Annotated in this window: 15 protein-coding genes; 5 read left to right on the plus strand and 10 right to left on the minus strand. The window is 50.1% G+C overall.

Annotation, left to right across the window (positions count from 1 at the left end):
* The first annotated feature begins 61 nt into the window (after positions 1-61).
* From AAE250_RS15670 to AAE250_RS15680, 3 genes are all read left to right on the plus strand, one after another.
* A complete protein-coding gene (locus tag AAE250_RS15670; protein WP_294599835.1) occupies positions 62-1114 on the plus strand; it encodes an efflux RND transporter periplasmic adaptor subunit in 1053 nt (350 codons plus the stop codon).
* 280 nt (positions 1115-1394) lie between these two features.
* Positions 1395-4427 (plus strand): efflux RND transporter permease subunit, encoded by a 3033-nt coding sequence (locus tag AAE250_RS15675; RefSeq protein ID WP_294599838.1) that lies wholly within the window; start codon positions 1395-1397, stop codon positions 4425-4427.
* A 335-nt stretch (positions 4428-4762) separates the two neighbouring features.
* Complete coding sequence (locus AAE250_RS15680) at positions 4763-6031, plus strand: TolC family protein (protein WP_446715767.1); 1269 nt, start codon at positions 4763-4765, stop codon at positions 6029-6031.
* Between the two features lie 179 nt (positions 6032-6210).
* Here the strand turns inward: AAE250_RS15680 and AAE250_RS15685 are convergent, their stop codons facing one another.
* The 10 genes from AAE250_RS15685 to AAE250_RS15730 form a co-directional block, all read right to left on the minus strand.
* A complete protein-coding gene (locus AAE250_RS15685; RefSeq protein WP_294599844.1) occupies positions 6211-7446 on the minus strand; it encodes a sodium ion-translocating decarboxylase subunit beta in 1236 nt (411 codons plus the stop codon).
* The gene (locus AAE250_RS15690) at positions 7446-9281 is read right to left on the minus strand and encodes a biotin/lipoyl-containing protein (RefSeq protein ID WP_294599847.1); all 1836 of its coding nucleotides are present in this window, start codon (positions 9279-9281) and stop codon (positions 7446-7448) included. Before AAE250_RS15690 ends, AAE250_RS15685 begins: the two co-directional genes overlap by 1 nt.
* A 39-nt stretch (positions 9282-9320) precedes the next feature.
* A complete protein-coding gene (locus AAE250_RS15695) occupies positions 9321-9575 on the minus strand; it encodes an OadG family protein (RefSeq protein WP_294599849.1) in 255 nt (84 codons plus the stop codon).
* Between the two features lie 193 nt (positions 9576-9768).
* Entirely contained in the window at positions 9769-9945 is a 177-nt protein-coding gene (locus AAE250_RS15700) for a hypothetical protein (protein ID WP_294599886.1), read from the minus strand.
* Positions 9897-10208 carry a type II toxin-antitoxin system RelE/ParE family toxin gene (locus tag AAE250_RS15705; protein ID WP_294599851.1) on the minus strand — a complete coding sequence of 104 codons (312 nt, stop codon included), beginning with the start codon at positions 10206-10208 and terminating at the stop codon, positions 9897-9899. Before AAE250_RS15705 ends, AAE250_RS15700 begins: the two co-directional genes overlap by 49 nt.
* The gene (locus AAE250_RS15710; protein WP_294599854.1) at positions 10205-10471 is read right to left on the minus strand and encodes a hypothetical protein; all 267 of its coding nucleotides are present in this window, start codon (positions 10469-10471) and stop codon (positions 10205-10207) included. Before AAE250_RS15710 ends, AAE250_RS15705 begins: the two co-directional genes overlap by 4 nt.
* A gap of 118 nt (positions 10472-10589) precedes the next feature.
* Positions 10590-12164: a peptide chain release factor 3 gene (locus tag AAE250_RS15715; protein WP_294599857.1), complete on the minus strand. Its 1575-nt coding sequence runs from the start codon at positions 12162-12164 to the stop codon at positions 10590-10592.
* 7 nt (positions 12165-12171) lie between these two features.
* A complete protein-coding gene (gene rfbD, locus AAE250_RS15720; protein ID WP_294599859.1) occupies positions 12172-13026 on the minus strand; it encodes a dTDP-4-dehydrorhamnose reductase in 855 nt (284 codons plus the stop codon).
* A gap of 48 nt (positions 13027-13074) precedes the next feature.
* Positions 13075-13614 (minus strand): DUF4924 family protein, encoded by a 540-nt coding sequence (locus tag AAE250_RS15725; RefSeq protein WP_294599862.1) that lies wholly within the window; start codon positions 13612-13614, stop codon positions 13075-13077.
* 36 nt (positions 13615-13650) lie between these two features.
* Positions 13651-14304, minus strand: coding sequence for a LysE family translocator (locus tag AAE250_RS15730; protein WP_294599865.1), 654 nt, complete (start codon positions 14302-14304; stop codon positions 13651-13653).
* 141 nt (positions 14305-14445) lie between these two features.
* On the opposite strand from AAE250_RS15730, the gene AAE250_RS15735 reads away from it, so the two are divergent.
* Together AAE250_RS15735 and AAE250_RS15740 are read left to right on the plus strand one after the other, a co-directional pair.
* Positions 14446-16698 (plus strand): glycoside hydrolase family 20 protein, encoded by a 2253-nt coding sequence (locus tag AAE250_RS15735; protein ID WP_294599868.1) that lies wholly within the window; start codon positions 14446-14448, stop codon positions 16696-16698.
* 319 nt (positions 16699-17017) lie between these two features.
* Positions 17018-18859 (plus strand): LruC domain-containing protein, encoded by a 1842-nt coding sequence (locus AAE250_RS15740; protein WP_294600542.1) that lies wholly within the window; start codon positions 17018-17020, stop codon positions 18857-18859.
* Positions 18860-18914: the final 55 nt, after the last annotated feature.

Genomic DNA, 18914 nt, shown 5'->3' on the forward strand with positions numbered 1-18914 from the left:
TGTTTTTCCGGTTTTATGTTTCTACGTATACCTAAACGAATAACTATATACTTGTATCAGAATGAAAAAGATGTTTCTATTCGCCCTTGGCACGGCGTTGATTGTCGCGTCGTGCGGGCAAAGGAAGGAGGCGGACACGGCTCCCGTCCGTCCGGTGAAGACGGCACAGGTGAACGGACAGTCGGTCATCCGGAAAGACTTCTCCGGGATGGTGGAAGCCGTGGAGTACGTCCGGCTGGCGTTCCGCGTCGGCGGACAAGTAGTCAATCTTCCGGTAGTGGAGGGACAGCGCGTGAAGCGGGGACAGCTGATTGCCGCCATCGACCCACGCGACATCTCCCTGCAATATGCTGCCGACAAGGCTGCGTATGAAACCGCCACCGCACAGGTGGAACGCAACAAGCGATTGCTCCAGCGCCAGGCCATCTCCGTACAAGAGTACGAAATCAGTATGGCCAATTATCAAAAAGCCAAATCGGCTTACGAACTCTCTACAAACAACATGCGCGATACGCGGTTGACGGCTCCGTTCGACGGTTCCATTGAGAAGCGGTTGGTGGAGAACTACCAGCGGGTGACCTCCGGAGAGGGTATCGTGCAGTTGGTGAACACGCAGAAACTGCGGATTAAGTTCACCGTGCCCGATGATTATCTCTATCTGTTGCGTGCCAAAGATGCGAAGTTCAAAGTGGTGTTCGACTCTTATCCGGACAACGTATTCAGTGCCCGGTTGGAGGAGTATCTTGACATCTCGACTGCCGGAACGGGAATTCCGGTGACCGTTGCCGTGGATGACCCGGCCTTCGACCGCACGCGGTACGATGTGAAACCGGGATTTACCTGCAAGATAAAGCTTGCCTCGGACATCGCTCCTTTCCTGGAAGAGAAATTGATGAATGTTCCGCTGAGTGCCGTATGGGGTGACAGTGAGAACCGGAAGACGTATGTGTGGGTGGTGAAGGACGGCCAGGTCGTTCGTCGTGAAGTAACGGTATATTCCCCAACAGGAGAAGCAAACGTGCTTGTCTCCCGAGGATTGGAACCGGGAGAAACGGTAGTCATAGCAGGGGTGTATCAGTTGACGGAAGGGGAAAGAGTAAAGGTGCTGAACTAAACCAGCGTAGCGCTGGAGCAAGGTTTCCCATTCGGATTGCCTGCCCTGTAAAGCCTGAAGGGCTTTCATCTATTAGCCCAGGGCAACGCCCTGGGGTTAAGAACGCCCCCACATCTTATGCCCTGAAAGGGCAAAAGCCTGTGTATTATATCTTATGCCCTTTCAGGGCGCAGAGATAGAGGCACATTATTACCCAGGGCGTTGCCCTGGGCTGATAGATGAAGGGCTTTCAGCCTAAGGCTGCGCCCGCTAAATTCTCATTTATAAAAGAAATATCATTATGAACTTAGCTAAATATTCACTGGACAATACAAAGATTATCTACTTCTTCCTCGCAGTGCTGCTCCTGGGCGGTATACTGTCCTTCGGCCGGTTGGGAAAGAAGGAAGATGCACCGTTCGTCATCAAGTCCGCCGTCATCATGACGCGCTATCCGGGTGCGGAGCCTGCAGAAGTGGAACGGCTCATCACGGAACCCATCTCCCGCGAAATACAGTCGATGAGCGGGGTGTACAAGATAAAGTCGGAGTCGCAGTACGGCCTGTCGAAGATCACCTTCGAACTGCAACCCTCGCTCTCGGCCGATGTCATCCCGCAAAAGTGGGACGAACTGCGGCGGAAAGTACTCAACATTCAGCCGCAGCTGCCGGCGGGCGCCTCCGTGCCCACGGTTTCGGATGACTTCGGCGACGTATTCGGCATCTACTACGGCCTCGTCGGCGACGAAGGTTTCTCGTACGAAGAGATGCGCAACTGGGCCGAACGTATCAAGACGCAAGTCATCACAGCCCCGGGCGTGATGAAGGTTGCCCTCTTCGGCACGCAGACGGAGGTGGTCAACATCTTCATCTCCGTCAACAAACTGGCAGGAATGGGCATCGACCCCAAGCAGCTGGCCAGCCTGTTGCAGTCGCAAAACCAAATCATCAACACAGGTGAGATCAGCGCCGGCGAGCAACAACTGCGCATCATGGCCAACGGCACCTACACCACCGTCGACGACATCCGTCGCCAAGTCATCACCACCTCCGGCGGACAAGTCAGGTTAGGCGACATTGCCGTCATCGAGAAAGGCTATATGGACCCGCCTGCCAACATCATGCACGTCAACGGACGGCCCGCCATCGGCATCGGCGTATCTACCGACCCGACGAAGGACGTTGTGAAGACCGGCGAACTGGTAGACCAAAAACTGGCCGAGCTCCTCCCCCTCATCCCCGTGGGCCTGGAACTGGAAAGCCTCTACCCCGAAAACGTCATTGCCCGCGAGGCAAACAACGGATTCATCATCAACCTGGTGGAGTCCATCCTGATTGTCATCGTCATCATCATGCTGGTGATGGGCATGCGGGCAGGTGTGCTCATCGGCTCATCGCTTGTCTTCTCCATCGGAGGCACGCTGCTCATCATGTCCCTACTGGGCGTGGGGCTGAACCGCACGTCGCTGGCAGGCTTCATCATCGCCATGGGGATGCTGGTGGACAATGCCATCGTGGTGACGGACAATGCGCAGATTGCCATTGCCCGCGGTGTGAGCCGCCGACGGGCTTTGATAGACGGTGCCACCGGTCCGCAATGGGGGCTGCTGGGAGCAACATTTATTGCCATCTGCTCCTTTCTGCCCTTGTATCTGGCACCATCGGCGGTGGCCGAAATCGTGAAACCGCTGTTCGTGGTGCTCGCCATCTCGCTGGGAATGAGCTGGGTACTGGCGCTGACGCAGACCACTACGTTCGGTAACTTCATCCTGAAAGCCAAGCCGGCCGATACTGGTAGCGATCCGTACGATAAGCCTTTCTACCACCGCTTCGCTTCCATCCTCTCCGGGCTGATACGGCGGAAGGCACTGACGCTGACCGTTGTCTTCGGCCTCTTCGTCGTCTCGCTCATCGTCATGGGGCTGATGCCGCAGAACTTTTTCCCCTCACTGGACAAACCGTATTTCCGTGCAGATGTGTTCTATCCCGACGGTTACAGCATCCGCCAGGTAGAACGCGAGATGAAGAAAGTGGAAGCGCACCTGCTGGCACAACCGGAAGTCCGGCGCGTCTCCGTCACCTTCGGCAGTACGCCCCTGCGATACTATCTGGCCTCCACCTCCGTAGGTCCCAAGCCCAACTTCGCCAATATCCTGGTGGAGCTGACCGACAGCAAATACACCAAAGAGTACGAAGAAGCGCTGGATGCCTACATGAAGGCAAACTATCCCGACGCCATCACCCGCACCACACTCTTCAAGCTCTCTCCCGCCGTGGATGCCGCCATCGAAATCGGCTTCATCGGGGGCAATGTAGATACGCTGGTGATGCTGACCGATCGTGCGCTGGACATCATGCACCGCGACCCGGAGCTGATCAACGTGCGCAACTCGTGGGGCAACAAGATACCCACATGGCGACCCATCTACAGTCCCGAACGTGCCCAGCCGCTGGGTGTTTCCCGCCAAAGCATGGCGCAAAGCATCCAGATAGGGACAAGCGGCATGACGCTGGGCGAATATCGCCAGGGTGACCAAGTGCTGCCCATCCTGCTGAAGGACAACACCATCGACTCGTTGCGCATCAACGATCTGCGTACGCTCCCCGTCTTCGGCACCGCGCAGGAGACGACAACGCTGGAGCAGGTCGTCTCGCAATTCGACTTCCAGTACCGCTTCTCCAACGTGAAGGATTACAACCGGCAGATGGTGATGATGGCGCAAGCCGACCCGCGCCGCGGAGTGAACGCCATTGCCGCCTTCAACCGTGTGTGGAAGCAAGTGCAAGAGGAAATTCCCGTACCCGAGGGCTACACCATGAAGTACTTTGGCGAACAGGAAAGCCAGGCGGAAAGCAATGCCGCCCTTGCCGCCAACCTTCCGCTGACGTTCTTCCTGATGTTCGTCACGTTGCTGTTCCTGTTCCGCACATATCGCAAGCCGGTGGTCATCCTGCTGATGTTGCCGCTTATCTTTATCGGCATCGTGCTGGGGCTATTGCTACTGGGCAAGTCGTTCGACTTCTTCTCCATCCTCGGCCTGCTGGGACTGATCGGTATGAACATCAAGAACGCCATCGTGTTGGTAGAGCAGATCGACACGGAAACCAAAGCCGGACGGGCACCACTGGATGCAGTCATTTCGGCCACAACGAGCCGCATCGTACCCGTAGCGATGGCATCGGGCACCACCATTCTGGGTATGCTACCACTGCTGTTCGACGCCATGTTCGGCGGAATGGCGGCAACGATTATGGGCGGACTGCTGGTTGCTTCAGCGCTGACGCTGTTCGTACTGCCGGTGGCCTACTGCGCTATACATAAGATTAAAGGATGAAGGGGAATTTAGGGACGTATCGCCCCGGCAAGATACCCTTTCGGTGAATAGCACAGACTAAGGCTGAAAGCCTTTAATCTTATAGCCCAGGGCAACGCCCTGGGTTAAAGAACGTCCCATAATTTACGCCCTGAAAGGGCATAAGATGATATAAGCTTTTGCCCTTACAGGGCGCAAAGTTAGATGAATGACATGCATACCCAGGGCGTTGCCCTGGGCTATAAGATTAAAGGCTTTCAGCCTTAAGTTACTCCGCGTTCGTCCGCTTTGTCCGTACCGTCCGCGTATCTGTCCCCTAAATTATCATTTACCAAAACAAATAAATACATATCATGATGAGAAAGATTTTATTCATAGCACTCTTTTGCTGCCTCGGCCTGAGCGCCGGAGCACAGCAATACCTCAGCCCCGACGCCTATCGCGCCAAAGTGGAGGCATACAGCCAAGTTCTGAAACAGCAACACCTGAAAACATTTGCCAGCACCCAGGCCCGCAAGATAGCCACCACCGGCTTCCTGCCCAAGATTGACATCACCGCCGAAGGCACTGCCAACCTCAACCACCTGGACCAGTGGAACAGCCCCACCGGGGACTACCGCCCCTACACCTACCAAGCCCTTGCCACCCTGACGCAGCCCCTCTACACCGGCGGCTCGCTCATCGCCCAAAAGAAACTGGCCCAAGCCGACGAGGAACTGGACAAGCTGACCACCGAGCTCACCCTCGACCAAATACATTATCAAAGCGATGCCCTCTACTGGAACGCCTCCGCCGCCCGTGCCAGCCTTCAGGCTACCGCTGCCTTCCTCTCCATCGTCCAGCGCCAGTACGACCTTATTCAGGACCGCTTCAACGACGGCGCCATCAGCCGCACCGATCTGCTGATGATTTCCACCCGCCGCAAGGAGGCCGAACTGCAATACATTAAAGCCCGCCAGGCTCACACCCTCGCCCTTCAGCAACTCAACATTCTGATGGGTGCAGCGCCCAATACTCCGATAGACAGCCTGTCCGGGATTGACACCCCCATCGCCCCCGTCCATCTCCTCTCCCTCGATGAGGTCCTCCCCCGCCGTGCCGAGTATGCCAGCACTTCCGTCAACATAGCCCGCAGCCGGGCACAGCGCCTTGCCGCCCTCAGCCGTTACAACCCGCAAGTCAGCATGTTCCTTGCCACCGGCTGGGACACGGGCATCGCCTACATGGGACAGGACGTGCCCCATACACCCGTTGCCGGCATCAACGTCAGCATCCCCATCTTCCGCTGGGGTGCACGCTTCAAGACCAGCCGCCAGCAACAAGCATACATCGGCATGCAGAAGTTGCAGCAAAGCCTTGTCACCGATAACATCCTCGAGGAACTCTCCGCAGCCACCACCAAGCTCACGGAGACGGAACAGCAAGTCCGCACCGCCAGCGACAACATGGCCCTCGCCGACGAAAACCTCGACCTCGTCACCTTCTCCTACAACGAAGGCCGTTCCAGCATGGCTGATGTGCTGTCTGCACAACTTTCGTGGACACAAGCGCATACCAACCTTATCAATGCCTATCTGGCGGAGAAGATGGCGGTGGCGGAATACAAGAAGGTTGTTAGTGAATAAAAAGGATACGCGAACGACGCGGATTGAGACGGAGGAACGCAGACATATAAAAATTAGGCACGGATTACACGGATTACACAGCCTTAGTCAATCTAATTCCGTGAAATCCGTGTAATCCGTGCCTGAAAAGCATTCCGCGTCCGTCCGCCTCAATCCGCGTCGTCCGCGTATCTATATCCTTATCCCAGGAACGAAATCAGCACGCCCGCCGCAACAGCCGAACCGATTACGCCGGAGATATTACTGGACATACAGTAGTTCAATACATGGTTCTTCGGGTCGTACTTCGTAGCAATATCGTTGCACACACGGCTCGCCATAGGCACCGCGCTCAATCCCGTCGCACCAATCAGCGGATTGATCTTCTTCTTGCTGAATACATTGAACAGCTTCACAAAGAAGATACCACCCGTAATGGAAAGTGCAAACGCCAGGAATCCACCCACCACAATACCGATCGTCGTCCAGTTGAGGAACGCCTCGCTCGTCATCGTAGCACCGACACTCAGTCCCAAGAAGATGGTAGCCGCATTCATTATGCTGTTGGCTGCCGCATCGAACAGACGGCTCGTATCCGCACCGATTTCCTTAATCAGGTTACCGAACATCAACATACCAATCAAAGGTACGGCCGTAGGAACAAACAGAGCAACAATCGTAGTTACTGCAATCGGGAAGATAATCTTCAGTACGCGCAGATTCTTGATTTCCGTCTTAGAAGGATAGAGCTTTTCCTGCTCCTTCATGTTAATCATCAACTCCTTCTTAGAGCAGAACAGTTTCACCACCATCGGTATAATCACCGGCACCAGTGCCATGTACGAGTATGCCGCAATGGCAATCGGACCCAGCAAATGGGGAGCCAGCTTAATCGTAGTGAAGATAGCCGTCGGGCCGTCGGCACCACCAATGATGCCCAGCGCACCTGCCTCCTGCGGCGTAAAACCTATCATCACCGCACACAGCAATACTGTAAATATACCCAACTGTGCAGCCGCACCGAATATCGAAAGCCGCAAGTTACGCAGCATCGGTCCGAAGTCCGTCAGCGCACCCACACCCATGAAGATGATAGGCGGCAGGAAGCCAGTCTTAATCAGCATATAATAGATGAAGTTCATCAGGCCGAGGTCGTGCGCAATCTCGTGCAGCGGCATCTCCCAGATGTTCTTCGCTATCCCGTTCACCAATACCATTCCGTTCTCGTCCGCCTGAATCACACCCATGTCACCGCCGGGGAAGTTGGCAATGAGCACACCGAAAGCGATGGGCACCAACAACAGCGGTTCGTAGTGCTTCTTGATGCCTAAATAAAGCAGGACGAAAGCAATGGCATACATCACGAGGAATGACGGGTCGGCAATGATATTGCTGAATGCCGTCATATCATAAAGTCTTGCAAATATATCTTCCATTATCCAATCTTCATTAATACATCATCTTCAGAAACAGAGTCGCCCGAATTGACGCAGATGGCCGTCACCGTTCCGTCAAAGTCGGCACGGATGGCATTGTACGTCTTCATGGCTTCGATATAGCAGAGGAGGTCGCCCTTCTTCACTTTGTCGCCCACCTTCACCGGAGTCTCCTGGGCATTCTTCGTCAGGAAGAACTTGCCTTCGAGCGGAGCAGGTACATCTTGTCCTTTACCGACGGGAGCAGAAATCTTTTCAGTGGCCGAAGCTGGCAGGTCAATGTCACCGTAAGCCACCGTCACGCGGTAAGCCTGGCCGTCCACTTGTACAGTAAGCGTCTTTGGTTTGGCATCGTCTTCGGGAGTTTTGTCACGCTCTTTGCGCTTCTTCTCCACATCTTCCAGGAAGTCTTGCTTGGCCTTGCCACTCTTATAAGCCTCGTATTGTGCCGGATGCATGGCGTATTCGAAGAGTTCTTCGTCGTCCTCGCCCAGTTCCCATTTATTCTCCTTCATCAGCTTGCGATACTTGTCCAATGCATCGGGATAGTTATCCTGCGGGTTGCCGGTAAAGAATTTGCGTCCTTCACGGTCAGCTTTCTCAATGATTTCGGGAGCCAGCTCGCCCGGCAGTTTGCCTGCCTTGCCCAGCAGCATATCCCAGATATCGTCGGCTATCATGCCCCAACGCTCCTTGCCCTTCTCCAATGCCATCACGTTCATCATGGAGAGGTTCTTGACGTACTGGCTGAACGGAGTTACCAACGGAGGATAACCGACGCGCGGCCATACATAAGCCACTTCGTTGAAGAGCTTGATAAGCAGCTGGTCCTGCGTCATGAACGGCAGGTTGCGTTTTGCCTTATACTTATTGATAGATTCCAGGTTGGATTCCAGATCCGCCATCAAACTACCCATCATACCGCCCGGCAGTCCGGGACCGATCAGCAAGGAGTTCATCAAGCGGTTCTTCGGACTGATGTACAAACCGAGGAAGTCGTCCATAAATTCCTGAATGAGGGAGCGTACCTTCATGTATGCCTCCATGTTGATTTCAGGAACCTGGAAGCCGGCATCTTTCAGCATGGCCTGCACGCTGAGCAAGTCGGCATGTCCTGTACCCCATGACAGCGGTTCCATACCTACGTCAATGTAGTCGCAACCGGCCTCGCAAACTTCGAGGATGCTCGCCATGTTGAAACCGGGACCTGCATGGCTGTGATACTGTACCGGGATTTCGGGATGTGCAGCCTTGATATTGGCAACAATCTTACCCAGTGATACCGGACGTCCGATACCTGCCATATCTTTGATACAGATTTCGTCGGCACCCGCTTTGATCAGTTTCAATGCCATGTCGGTATAATACTCTACCGTATGGATAGGCGAATGGGTAATACAAAGCGAACATTGTGAAATCATTCCGGCATCCTTGGCGTAGCCGATAGACGGAATGATATTACGGACATCATTCAATCCGCAGAATGTACGCGTGATGTCCGTACCTTGTGCCTTCTTTACTTTATAAAACAACTTGCGCACGTCGGCGGGTACGGGGCTCATGCGGAGTCCGTTCAAGGCACGGTCCAGCATGTGAGTCTGAATACCGGCTTCGTGGAATGGTTTCGTCCACTCGCGTACGGCTTTATTCGGATTTTCCCCAAACAACAGATTTACCTGTTCAAAACCTCCGCCATTGGTTTCCACACGTGCAAAACAACCCATCTCAATGATGGCGGGAGCTACCTTTACCAGCTGGTCTACACGAGGTACATATTTTCCGGCACTCTGCCACATGTCCCTGAATACCAGGCTGAACTTAATTTCTTTTTTCATACTAAATTATTCGGTGTGTTTTTATATAAGATTATTATTTCAGATTTTCTCTACCTTAGCTACCTTGCCTTTACCTTGTGTCACCACAGTTACGGCAGCACTGATAGCCGCCAATATATTTCCGGGAATTGCTGCCGGACCACTTGCCGCCTTGGCAGGTACCACCTCTTCGGGTGCATATTTGTTCACAAGTGCAATGAGACCTTTTCCTAAGTAGATAACAATCAGCAGGATAGCGAAGACTGTAGCCATACCTACTACCATCAGCAGAAGTGCTGTATTCAAGTTTTCCATATTAATAATTTATTAGTTATTTAGCCCGATTTACGAAAAATCGCTCGAAATTAGCGATAATCCATAAAAGAAAGGTAGAAAAATATAATAAAATATGCTAAAATTAAAAGTTCCCGCGCCGCAGGGAAAGCAGCACGGGAACAATTATCACAAAGATGTGTCAAGATACAGAAACCTGCTGAAACAAGGATGATTAGCCCAGCGGATTTTCACTTTGGTCGCCGTCGCTGCCGCCGGGATTGTCGCTGTCATCATTGCCAATAGAACCGGCACTTTTACCCCACTCTTCCCAAACAGGAAGAAAAGACGTATATTCTTTATTTATTTTAAACGACGGGATAGTCGGGAAGGTTCGCGGCGCATGTCCCAAAGGTCGGCAATATAAACAACTTCGTCTTCTACATAAAAGATTAGCTTACTATGTTTACTTACTATCAACCCTCGATACAATTTAATCCGATCTTTCAGTAGAAGCTCTTGATGTGCCAATTCCGGGTTTATAGTTATACGAGACTCCCATTTGGCTATATCTTGTTCAAATTCCTCAGCAGCCTTCCTGCCAAACTCACGAAAGATATAACGCACGGTATTTTCCCATTCACGTAATGCACAAGGTGACCATTCTACTCTCATAAGCCGGCAATGAATTGCTTCATCCTTTGATGTGCTATCTCAGCAGGTATTCCTTCTCCTGCCGCAAATTCGGCCTCAGCCTCATCAATCCGAGTATTCAGTTCTTCCATGCTATAAGGAGCAAGTCTTTCGGCTTTCTCCATTTCCTTACGCACAGCACGGTGATAAGCACGACGTACAGACTTCAATACCTCCATACTATTAGTAGCCAATATCTCACGCGCCAATTCATTCCGGCATGCATCCAGTTCTATAGCTTTCATAATCAATACATATTTATCGTTGCAAAAGCAAAGATAGTGTTTTCTCCTTACATCTAATAACAAGAGCGCAAAGTATTTTGTCCTTTGCGCTCTCCTTATACTATTTTAAAATATGAAATCAGAACTCACTCGTAAAGTGGAACTTAATATGCTTGAAGTCCATCTGTGCCATCTGCAACACATACCCGCTATCGGCCAGAAATACGTCCCTACCCTCGCGATCCTTCGCCATATACTGGTACTTGCGTTTCTTGAACGCTTCCAGTTCTTCCGCGTCATCGCTCTCTATCCAGCAAGCCTTGTACAGACTAAGCGGCTCCCAGCGGCACTTGGCGCTGTATTCATTCTCCAAGCGATACTGAATGACCTCGAACTGCAACTGCCCTACCGTACCGATAATCTTGCGGCCGTTGAACTGATTGACGAACAACTGCGCCACACCTTCGTCCATTAACTGGTCGATACCCTTGGCAAGCTGTTTTTGCTTCATCGGGTCGGCATTCTCGATGTACTTGAACATCTCGGGCGAGAAGCTGGGCAGACCGCGGAAATGAAGCATCTCACCCTCGGTCAGCGTATCTCCAATCTTGAACGTACCGTTATCCGGCAAACCGATAATATCTCCCGCCCATGCCTCATCGATGGTTGTTTTGCGTTGCGCCATAAACTGCGTGGGCGAAGAGAAACGCATCGTCTTGCCATGACGCACATGCAGATAGGGAGCATTGCGCGTAAACTTACCCGAGCATATCTTGCAGAATGCGATACAGGAACGGTGATTCGGATCGATATTGGCGGTTATCTTAAAGATGAATCCGGTGAATTTAGGTTCTTCCGGTTCCACCTCACGTTCTTCCGCCTTCACGGGACGGGGACTGGGAGCAATCTCCACAAAGCAGTCCAGCAACTCCTGCACGCCGAAGTTATTCAGTGCCGAACCGAAGAATACGGGAGCAAGGTCACCTTTCAGGTATTCTGCCTTGTCAAATTCAGGATAAACGCCGTCTATCAGTTCCAGTTCGCCGCGCAACTTGTCGGCCAACTGTGCACCGATCTGTGCATCCAGTTCTTCGGTATTGATATCTACTTCCACTTTCTCGGTCACCACCTGCTTGGAAGGCTGGAAGAGGTTCAGATTATGCTCGTAAATGTTATAAACTCCCTTAAAGCGGATACCGCTCTCGATAGGCCACGTCAACGGACGGACGTGAATGGAGAGTTCTTCTTCCAATTCGTCCAGCAAGTCGAAAGGGTCTTTGGCTTCGCGGTCCATCTTATTGACGAAGATTATTACCGGCGTGTTGCGCATACGGCAGACTTCCATCAGCTTGCGGGTCTGGGTTTCCACACCTTTGGCACCATCCACCACGATGATAACGCTATCTACAGCAGTCAGCGTGCGGTAGGTATCTTCGGCAAAATCCTGGTGACCGGGAGTATCGAGGATGTTAATCTTGTAGTCGTGATAGTCGAACTCCATCACCGAAGTGGTTACGGAGATACCACGCTGCTTTTCGATATCCATCCAGTCGGACGTTGCTGTCTTCTTTATCTTATTACTCTTCACGGCACCTGCCACCTGAATCTGTCCACCGAAAAGCAACAGCTTTTCAGTCAATGACGTTTTACCGGCATCCGGGTGCGCAATAATCGCAAAGGTTCGTCTTCTTTCTATTTCGTTGTTATTGGCCATATAGTTATTATTTCTCTAACTGTTCAATACATGCCTTCAAGCTACTTTCCCAGTGAGGAATTTCAATGCTGAAGGTCTTCTTTATCTTCGTTTTATCCAATACCGAATAATGTGGTCGCGGAGCCTTAGCAGGGAACTCGTCCGTATGCAGCGGGCTTACCTTGCAAGTAGTAATTCCTGCCATGCGATGAATTGCCAAGGTAAAATCGTACCAGGAACAAACGCCTTCATCACTGAAGTGATAAACACCGGGAACAATCCCCTTATCAATCGCCGCAAAGATGGCACGCGCCAGGTCATTAGCATAGGTCGGCGTACCAATCTGGTCGAAGACAACGCCCAGCGTTTCACGCTCACGCCCCAGACGCAGCATCGTCTTTACAAAATTGTTTCCATAAATGGAGTATAGCCACGCCGTACGTATAATCATAGCACGACTGCACTTCTCCATCACCGCCTGTTCACCGGCCAACTTAGTAGTTCCATAAACCGAATTGGGACAAGGAGTCATATCTTCAGTATAAGGAATATGCCCCGTTCCATCGAATACATAGTCGGTAGACACCTGTATCAATGCAGCCCCGCAAGCCTCGGCCGCAGCAGCCAGATAGCCCGGAGCAATATGATTCAGCTTGTCGCAGAGTTCGGGATTATCTTCCGCCTTATCCACAGCCGTATATGCAGCACAGTTCACGATGATATCAATCTGATTATCCCGTACAAACTGGTTCACAGCCTGTTCGTCGCAAATATCCAATTCCTGTACGTCAGTGAAAAAATAAGAGTGCCGGGGATTCTCTTTCGACAGCACTTGCATCTCATTGCCAAGTTGACCATTGGCACCGGTTATTAAAATATTCATTTAAAAAGTTACACTTATAATATTGATGTTACGATGAACAATTCTTCCTTAATCCAGCTCCAGTTCGCCACGCTTCTCCTTGTCATAGTAATTGGCAAGCAACGAAATGAAACTGCTGATGACCTCTATCGCCTTTGCCGTGCCCTGACTGATTTCTTTCTTCTGCAGGCGCAACAGCAGCACCCCATAGAGTGCCTCAAAACACGTGTCGAGTTCGGACTCTTCCCGCTGGCCGTTTTTCTGGCGCAACTCCACGATAAAAGGCAACGCCTTGAAGTAAGCCGCATTATAAAACGGATATTTCGTGGAAGCCAGCAACTCTCCATGCAGCTCCGTCAGGTTCTGAATAACATTCCGGTTGATTTGCAGATGTCCCTTCTCCGTGACACCCTCGGCACGCATCATGTCGGCAAGGTTTCCATACCACTCTTCCAGTGCCGGACGCTCCTCTGCGGGATAACGCGCAATGATATTCCGCCCTATCCGGTCTATATCACAGCCATTGGCACGCAGCAAGTCTTCCACCTGCCACATATATATAAGGTATTCGGCTATATTCTTCTCCTTCAATTCTTGTGCTATCTTCATACCGCGAACTATCAACTATCATTTATCAACTATCACCTAATACAGTGATTCGCCCATCAGCGTGAACACCAATCCAAGTGCGGACACCACCATGACAATGCTTCCGATAATACGGTTCAATATCCAGATACCACGCAAGTTGAACTGCGTACGGACCTTATTAACAAAGAAAGTAATGCCAAACCACCAAGCCAAAGCGCCCAGCGCAATGGCCAAATATCCGGTAACGGCCTCGAATACCAACACCCCTTCACTGACAAAAGCAAAGCGGGCAAAAAGACCTACGAATAAGAAAATAACAAGCGGATTGGAAAGTGTGACGGCGAACGCCGTGATGAAGTTATGGAAATAAGACCCTTTATTCGTGGACACGGGCCGAATGGACTGTACGGGATTGCTGCGGAAAGTATAAATACCGAATGCCAGCAACAAGATGCTTCCGAAAAGCTGTAGATAGAATATGTTCTTGTTGACATAATCAAATACGAAACTCATCCCATATCCTGTCAACAAAGCGTATGCAATATCGCTCAGCGAAGCTCCTATCCCAGTTACGAAACCATACCAGCGCCCTTTATTCAAGGTACGTTGAATGCATAATACACCTACGGGACCCAACGGCGCGGACACAATGACGCCGATAATGAACCCTTTCCACAATATGTCAAATATGGTCTCTATCTGAATCATGGCTGCAAATATCGTACTTTTTTATGAGACGAACGAATTGTGTTAACGTTTTTTCGACCGAAAAGGATTTTAAAAAGCAAAGATTATCCTTTTTACATATTATTCCGTATATTTACCTCCGAACTTAACAGTATTGCAAAAATGAGATTATTTAAAGCCCCCATCACTCTCGTTTCTGCTGCTGCTTTCTTATTGGCAGCTTGCGGAACACCCAAAGAACTCAGTATGATACCATACCCGCAGTTCGAGAAAACAACCTCTAAAACAGTCAAACTTCCGTCTACGATTACCTTCTCGGCCAATCTGCCGCAATCGGACATGGACGATCTGCTGGCCTATCTGCCCGGCTATTCCATCCCCATGAAGCTGAGCAATGAAACGCCTTTCGTGAGCATAGAAGTCTCCGAACGATCGGACAGTCCCGCCTCCCCTGAAGGCTACAAACTGGAAATCAGCAAGAGAGGAGTAAACATCCAGGCCAAGTCGGCCACCGGTGCCTTCTACGGCCTGCAAACATTGGCACAACTCGCCCGTAACGGCAAGGAACTGCCTGTAACCGTCATCGAGGACGAGCCCCGTTTCCCCTATCGGGGCCTCCACCTGGACGTATCCCGGCATTTCTTCGACAAAGAGCACATCAAGAAACAGCTCGACCTGATAGCTACTTACAAAATCAACCGCCTGCACTGGCACCTGACCGACGGAGCCGGATGGCGGCTGGAAATCCCCGGCTATCCCCGCCTGACGGAATTCGCCGCCTGGCGCAAGGCTGCCAATCTGCAAGACTGGGGAAAATACGACCACCACTTCTGCGAGAAAGGTGAAGAAGGAGCCTATGGAGGCTACTACACAGAAGCCGACGTACGCGAAGTAGTGGAATACGCCCGCCTGCGGCATATCACGGTCATCCCCGAAATAGAGATGCCGGGACATTCCGGTGAAGTGCTGGCCGCCTATCCGCAACTGTCCTGCACGGGAGAGCCTTACACATCGGGCGAGGTATGCATCGGCAACGAAGAGACCTTCAAGTTCTTCGAAGACGTGCTGGACGAAGTGATACGCCTCTTCCCCTCCCACTACATTCACATCGGCGGAGACGAAGCCAGCAGACGCCACTGGAAAGCATGTCCCAAGTGCCAGAAGCGTATGAAAGACGAAGGTCTGAAAGATGAAAGCGAACTGCAAAGCTACATGATAACCCGCATCGAAAAGTACCTCAACTCCAAAGGACGCGACATCATCGGCTGGGACGAGATACTGGACGGCGGCCTTGCCCCCAACGCCACCGTCATGTCATGGCGTGGAACGGAAGGCGGCATTTCTGCTGCACACATGGGCCACTATGCCATCATGACCCCGGAAAGCTATTGTTATCTGGACCACTATCAAGACGACCCTGAAACCCAGCCTCTTGCCTTCGGTGCCTGTGTCTCCCTCGGACAAACGTATTCCTACGACCCCGCCCCCGATTCATTGGGCACTGACATCACCAAATATATATTAGGTGTACAAGGCAACGTCTGGGCAGAATACATCCCCACCGCCCAACATGCGGAATACATGATATATCCGCGCATCATCGCCTTGGCAGAAGTGGGCTGGACTCCCCAAAGAAACCGTCAGCCGGAAAACTTCAAACGACGCATCAACAACGAAATCCGCCATATCAAGACGAAAGGCTATCACCCGTTCACCCTGTCGGAACAAGTCCAAAGCAGCCAGACGGTGGATTATGCAAAGAAAAGAATCATGCTGTCACTCACTTCTGAGAAATATCCCATCGACATTCGTTATACAATGGACGGTTCGGAACCTACTGCCTCGTCCAAGCTTTACAAAAAGCCGTTCATCGTCAAAGACTCCCTCTTGCTGACTGCCCGCCTTTTTGACGGCGCCACCCCGCTCGGCAAGAGCCTCCACCTGCGTACCGACTATCACAAGGGTATAGGAAAGCAGATAACCTATGCCAAGGACGGAGGATATTACCAGCACAAAGAAGTCTATAAAGGCGGTGGAGACACTGGTCTGCTCGACGGACTTCGTGGCGGAAAAAGTTACATGGACGGACGTTGGCAGGGCTTCTGTCCCAACGACTTGGATGCAACGATAGATCTGGGCAAGGTCACCTCCATCCACCGCGTTGTGGCAAACTTCATGCAAATCCGTACTCCACAAGTATTCCTACCTGCCAAGGTAGAGGTATGGGCATCGACAGACGGCAAAGATTTCACCTTATTGGGCAGTGATCTCTGCAGTGAAGAAGAAGCCGGGAAAGACGTCATTTTCCGCGATTTCGGCTGGATTGGAACACCGGTCCAAGCACGCTACGTGCGTTTCCATGCCATACAAGGGAAGAAACAATTCCTGTTCGTAGATGAAGTTGTGATACAGTAAACGCTTATTCGTTTCACTACAGTGTAAAATTCGTCCCCCTATACGGTTTCTTTCGTACCACTGCAGTGGTACGAAAGAAACCGTATAGGGGGACGAATAGCTATTAGCATCTTATCAGCAAGTATCTGCCCCTTTCAATTCCTAAAACAATAGTAGAAGGGAGTTATCATATAATCGCCAACTAAGCAAGATAGAAGTGTTAATATATCAAGTTTACGACAAATAAATACAAGTTTTCTTTTGTATATATGTAACTATTTCATAACTTTGTACAAAATTTAATTGTAGGTTTTCTATTATAATTTAAAAGCACAACATTATGAAAAAAGGAGTAATGGGTTTATTGGTAATGACATGTGTATTAGCCGGCTGTAAGGAGGATGTTTATGATCCAAATTATAACCCGAATTTAGATGCACGTGTTCCTGAAAATTTCGATTGGTCCACTACTAAAGCATTAACCGTTAATGTAGAAGTAAACGATGAGTACGACGGAAAATATTATTATGCAGTACGCGTATATGATAAAGCTCCCGGAGAAGGTGTTCTGCCGGTAGCAGCTTCCGGCAAAGTAACCGGAGACATGCCTTTTTCACAAGAAATTGTGATTCCGGCCACGGTTTCCAAATTGTATATAGCACAGGTGTTTAAAAATGCAAATGCTTCCGAAGTAATAACGATGAAAGAGGTTGCTGTAGAAGGAACTATGATAAACTATTCGTTTAGCAGTAGTTCAAAAACACGCAGTACAGTTAATACCCGTGGCAATGATGATGCAGTTATAGTAACGGATGCATCTCAAATACAAGGAGGCAAAAAGAATGACGTGAAGGAGTATAAGATTAAAAGAGGAACTACAATTACGTTGCCTTCTATTACCGGAGACTTGCAGTATGTAGAAATAGAAGTAGAAGGCACATTAGTAATTAATGGAAAAGCCTTATTACATGGGTGGGAGATTGATGTGGAAGATACCGGCAAACTAACTGTTAATGGAGATTTGGTTCTTGTTGGAAATCAAAATAATGAAGATAAGAGTTCTTCATTGGAAAATAATGGCTATGTGCATGTGACAGGGAATTTACATGTGGAAGCCGGTGCCAAATTGGATAATGATGACAATGATGATGGCAAATTACCTGGTGGTTGTATCATTGTAGATGGAGAAGTTCATTTCCAGTCAAATAAAATAGAACTGGACGAAAGAAGCTATATGTCCTGTGGCAGTCTGAGACTAAATGCTTCGGATATGAAGATAACTATGGAGACAGGAGCTTGGTTAAGGGTTACCGGATCTCTAACCTCTGCCCAGAATTGTGAAATAGGTTTTGGCGATGATGGTGAATTTGAGACACCGGAGCAAGATGAATATATAAAGGGTACAACATATGTAGGATTGTTGCAAGTTGGCAGTTGGAGCAATAATGGTAAGGATAATTTAACCGTAAGAAAAGAAATTTTGGTCGAATCTCCCCAAAGAGGTTCACATAATATTGGATCTTGGACAGAAGATGCCACAGGCATGATTGTTATTGCTGGAACCGAATGTAGCGGCGGCTTCGGAACTGATGAAAAGAATGAGTTAGGTACTTATACCTACATCATTGAAGATATGTATCCCGAGCAAGGCGACTATGATATGAATGACATCGTGGTTTCTATGACCGCTTCTCAACAAGAGAGTAAATTAACTATTGAAGGTCAGTTGAAAGCTGTTGGCGCTTCATACAAAATAGTTCCTTATGTTGAGGTAGACAATAAAACACAACCTTTATTCAGTGATGAACAAGGTAATGCGCTTGAAGCACATTTGGTCCTTGCAAAAGATGAAAACAGTTCGGCCCTTATTAATACAATAAACGATCAACCCTCTCACCCTGCACAATCCTTCAAATTAGAATTTGATGGCGTTAAAAAAGGACTGAACATGGACGACATTGATTTCTATATTGAAGTTAATGGCACTCGAATTCATTGGAATACTCAGGACAAAGAGAAAAGAGCCACTTGGGGAATGCGCATTCCCGGCAATAAATTCAAATGGCCTCAAGAAACGGTAAGCATCACTAAAGCGTACTCAAATTTCACTCGATGGTTTGAGGACCCGACTTATGACTGGTATAACCATTCAAACCCAAGCCAGGTTTACACTCCCCAATAACCGAAATTCATAAGTGCATAATATAGCTCAGGACACATATCCTGAACGCAGTGAA

The organism is Bacteroides sp. GD17 (assembly GCF_038448625.1).
GTDB lineage: Bacteria > Bacteroidota > Bacteroidia > Bacteroidales > Bacteroidaceae > Bacteroides.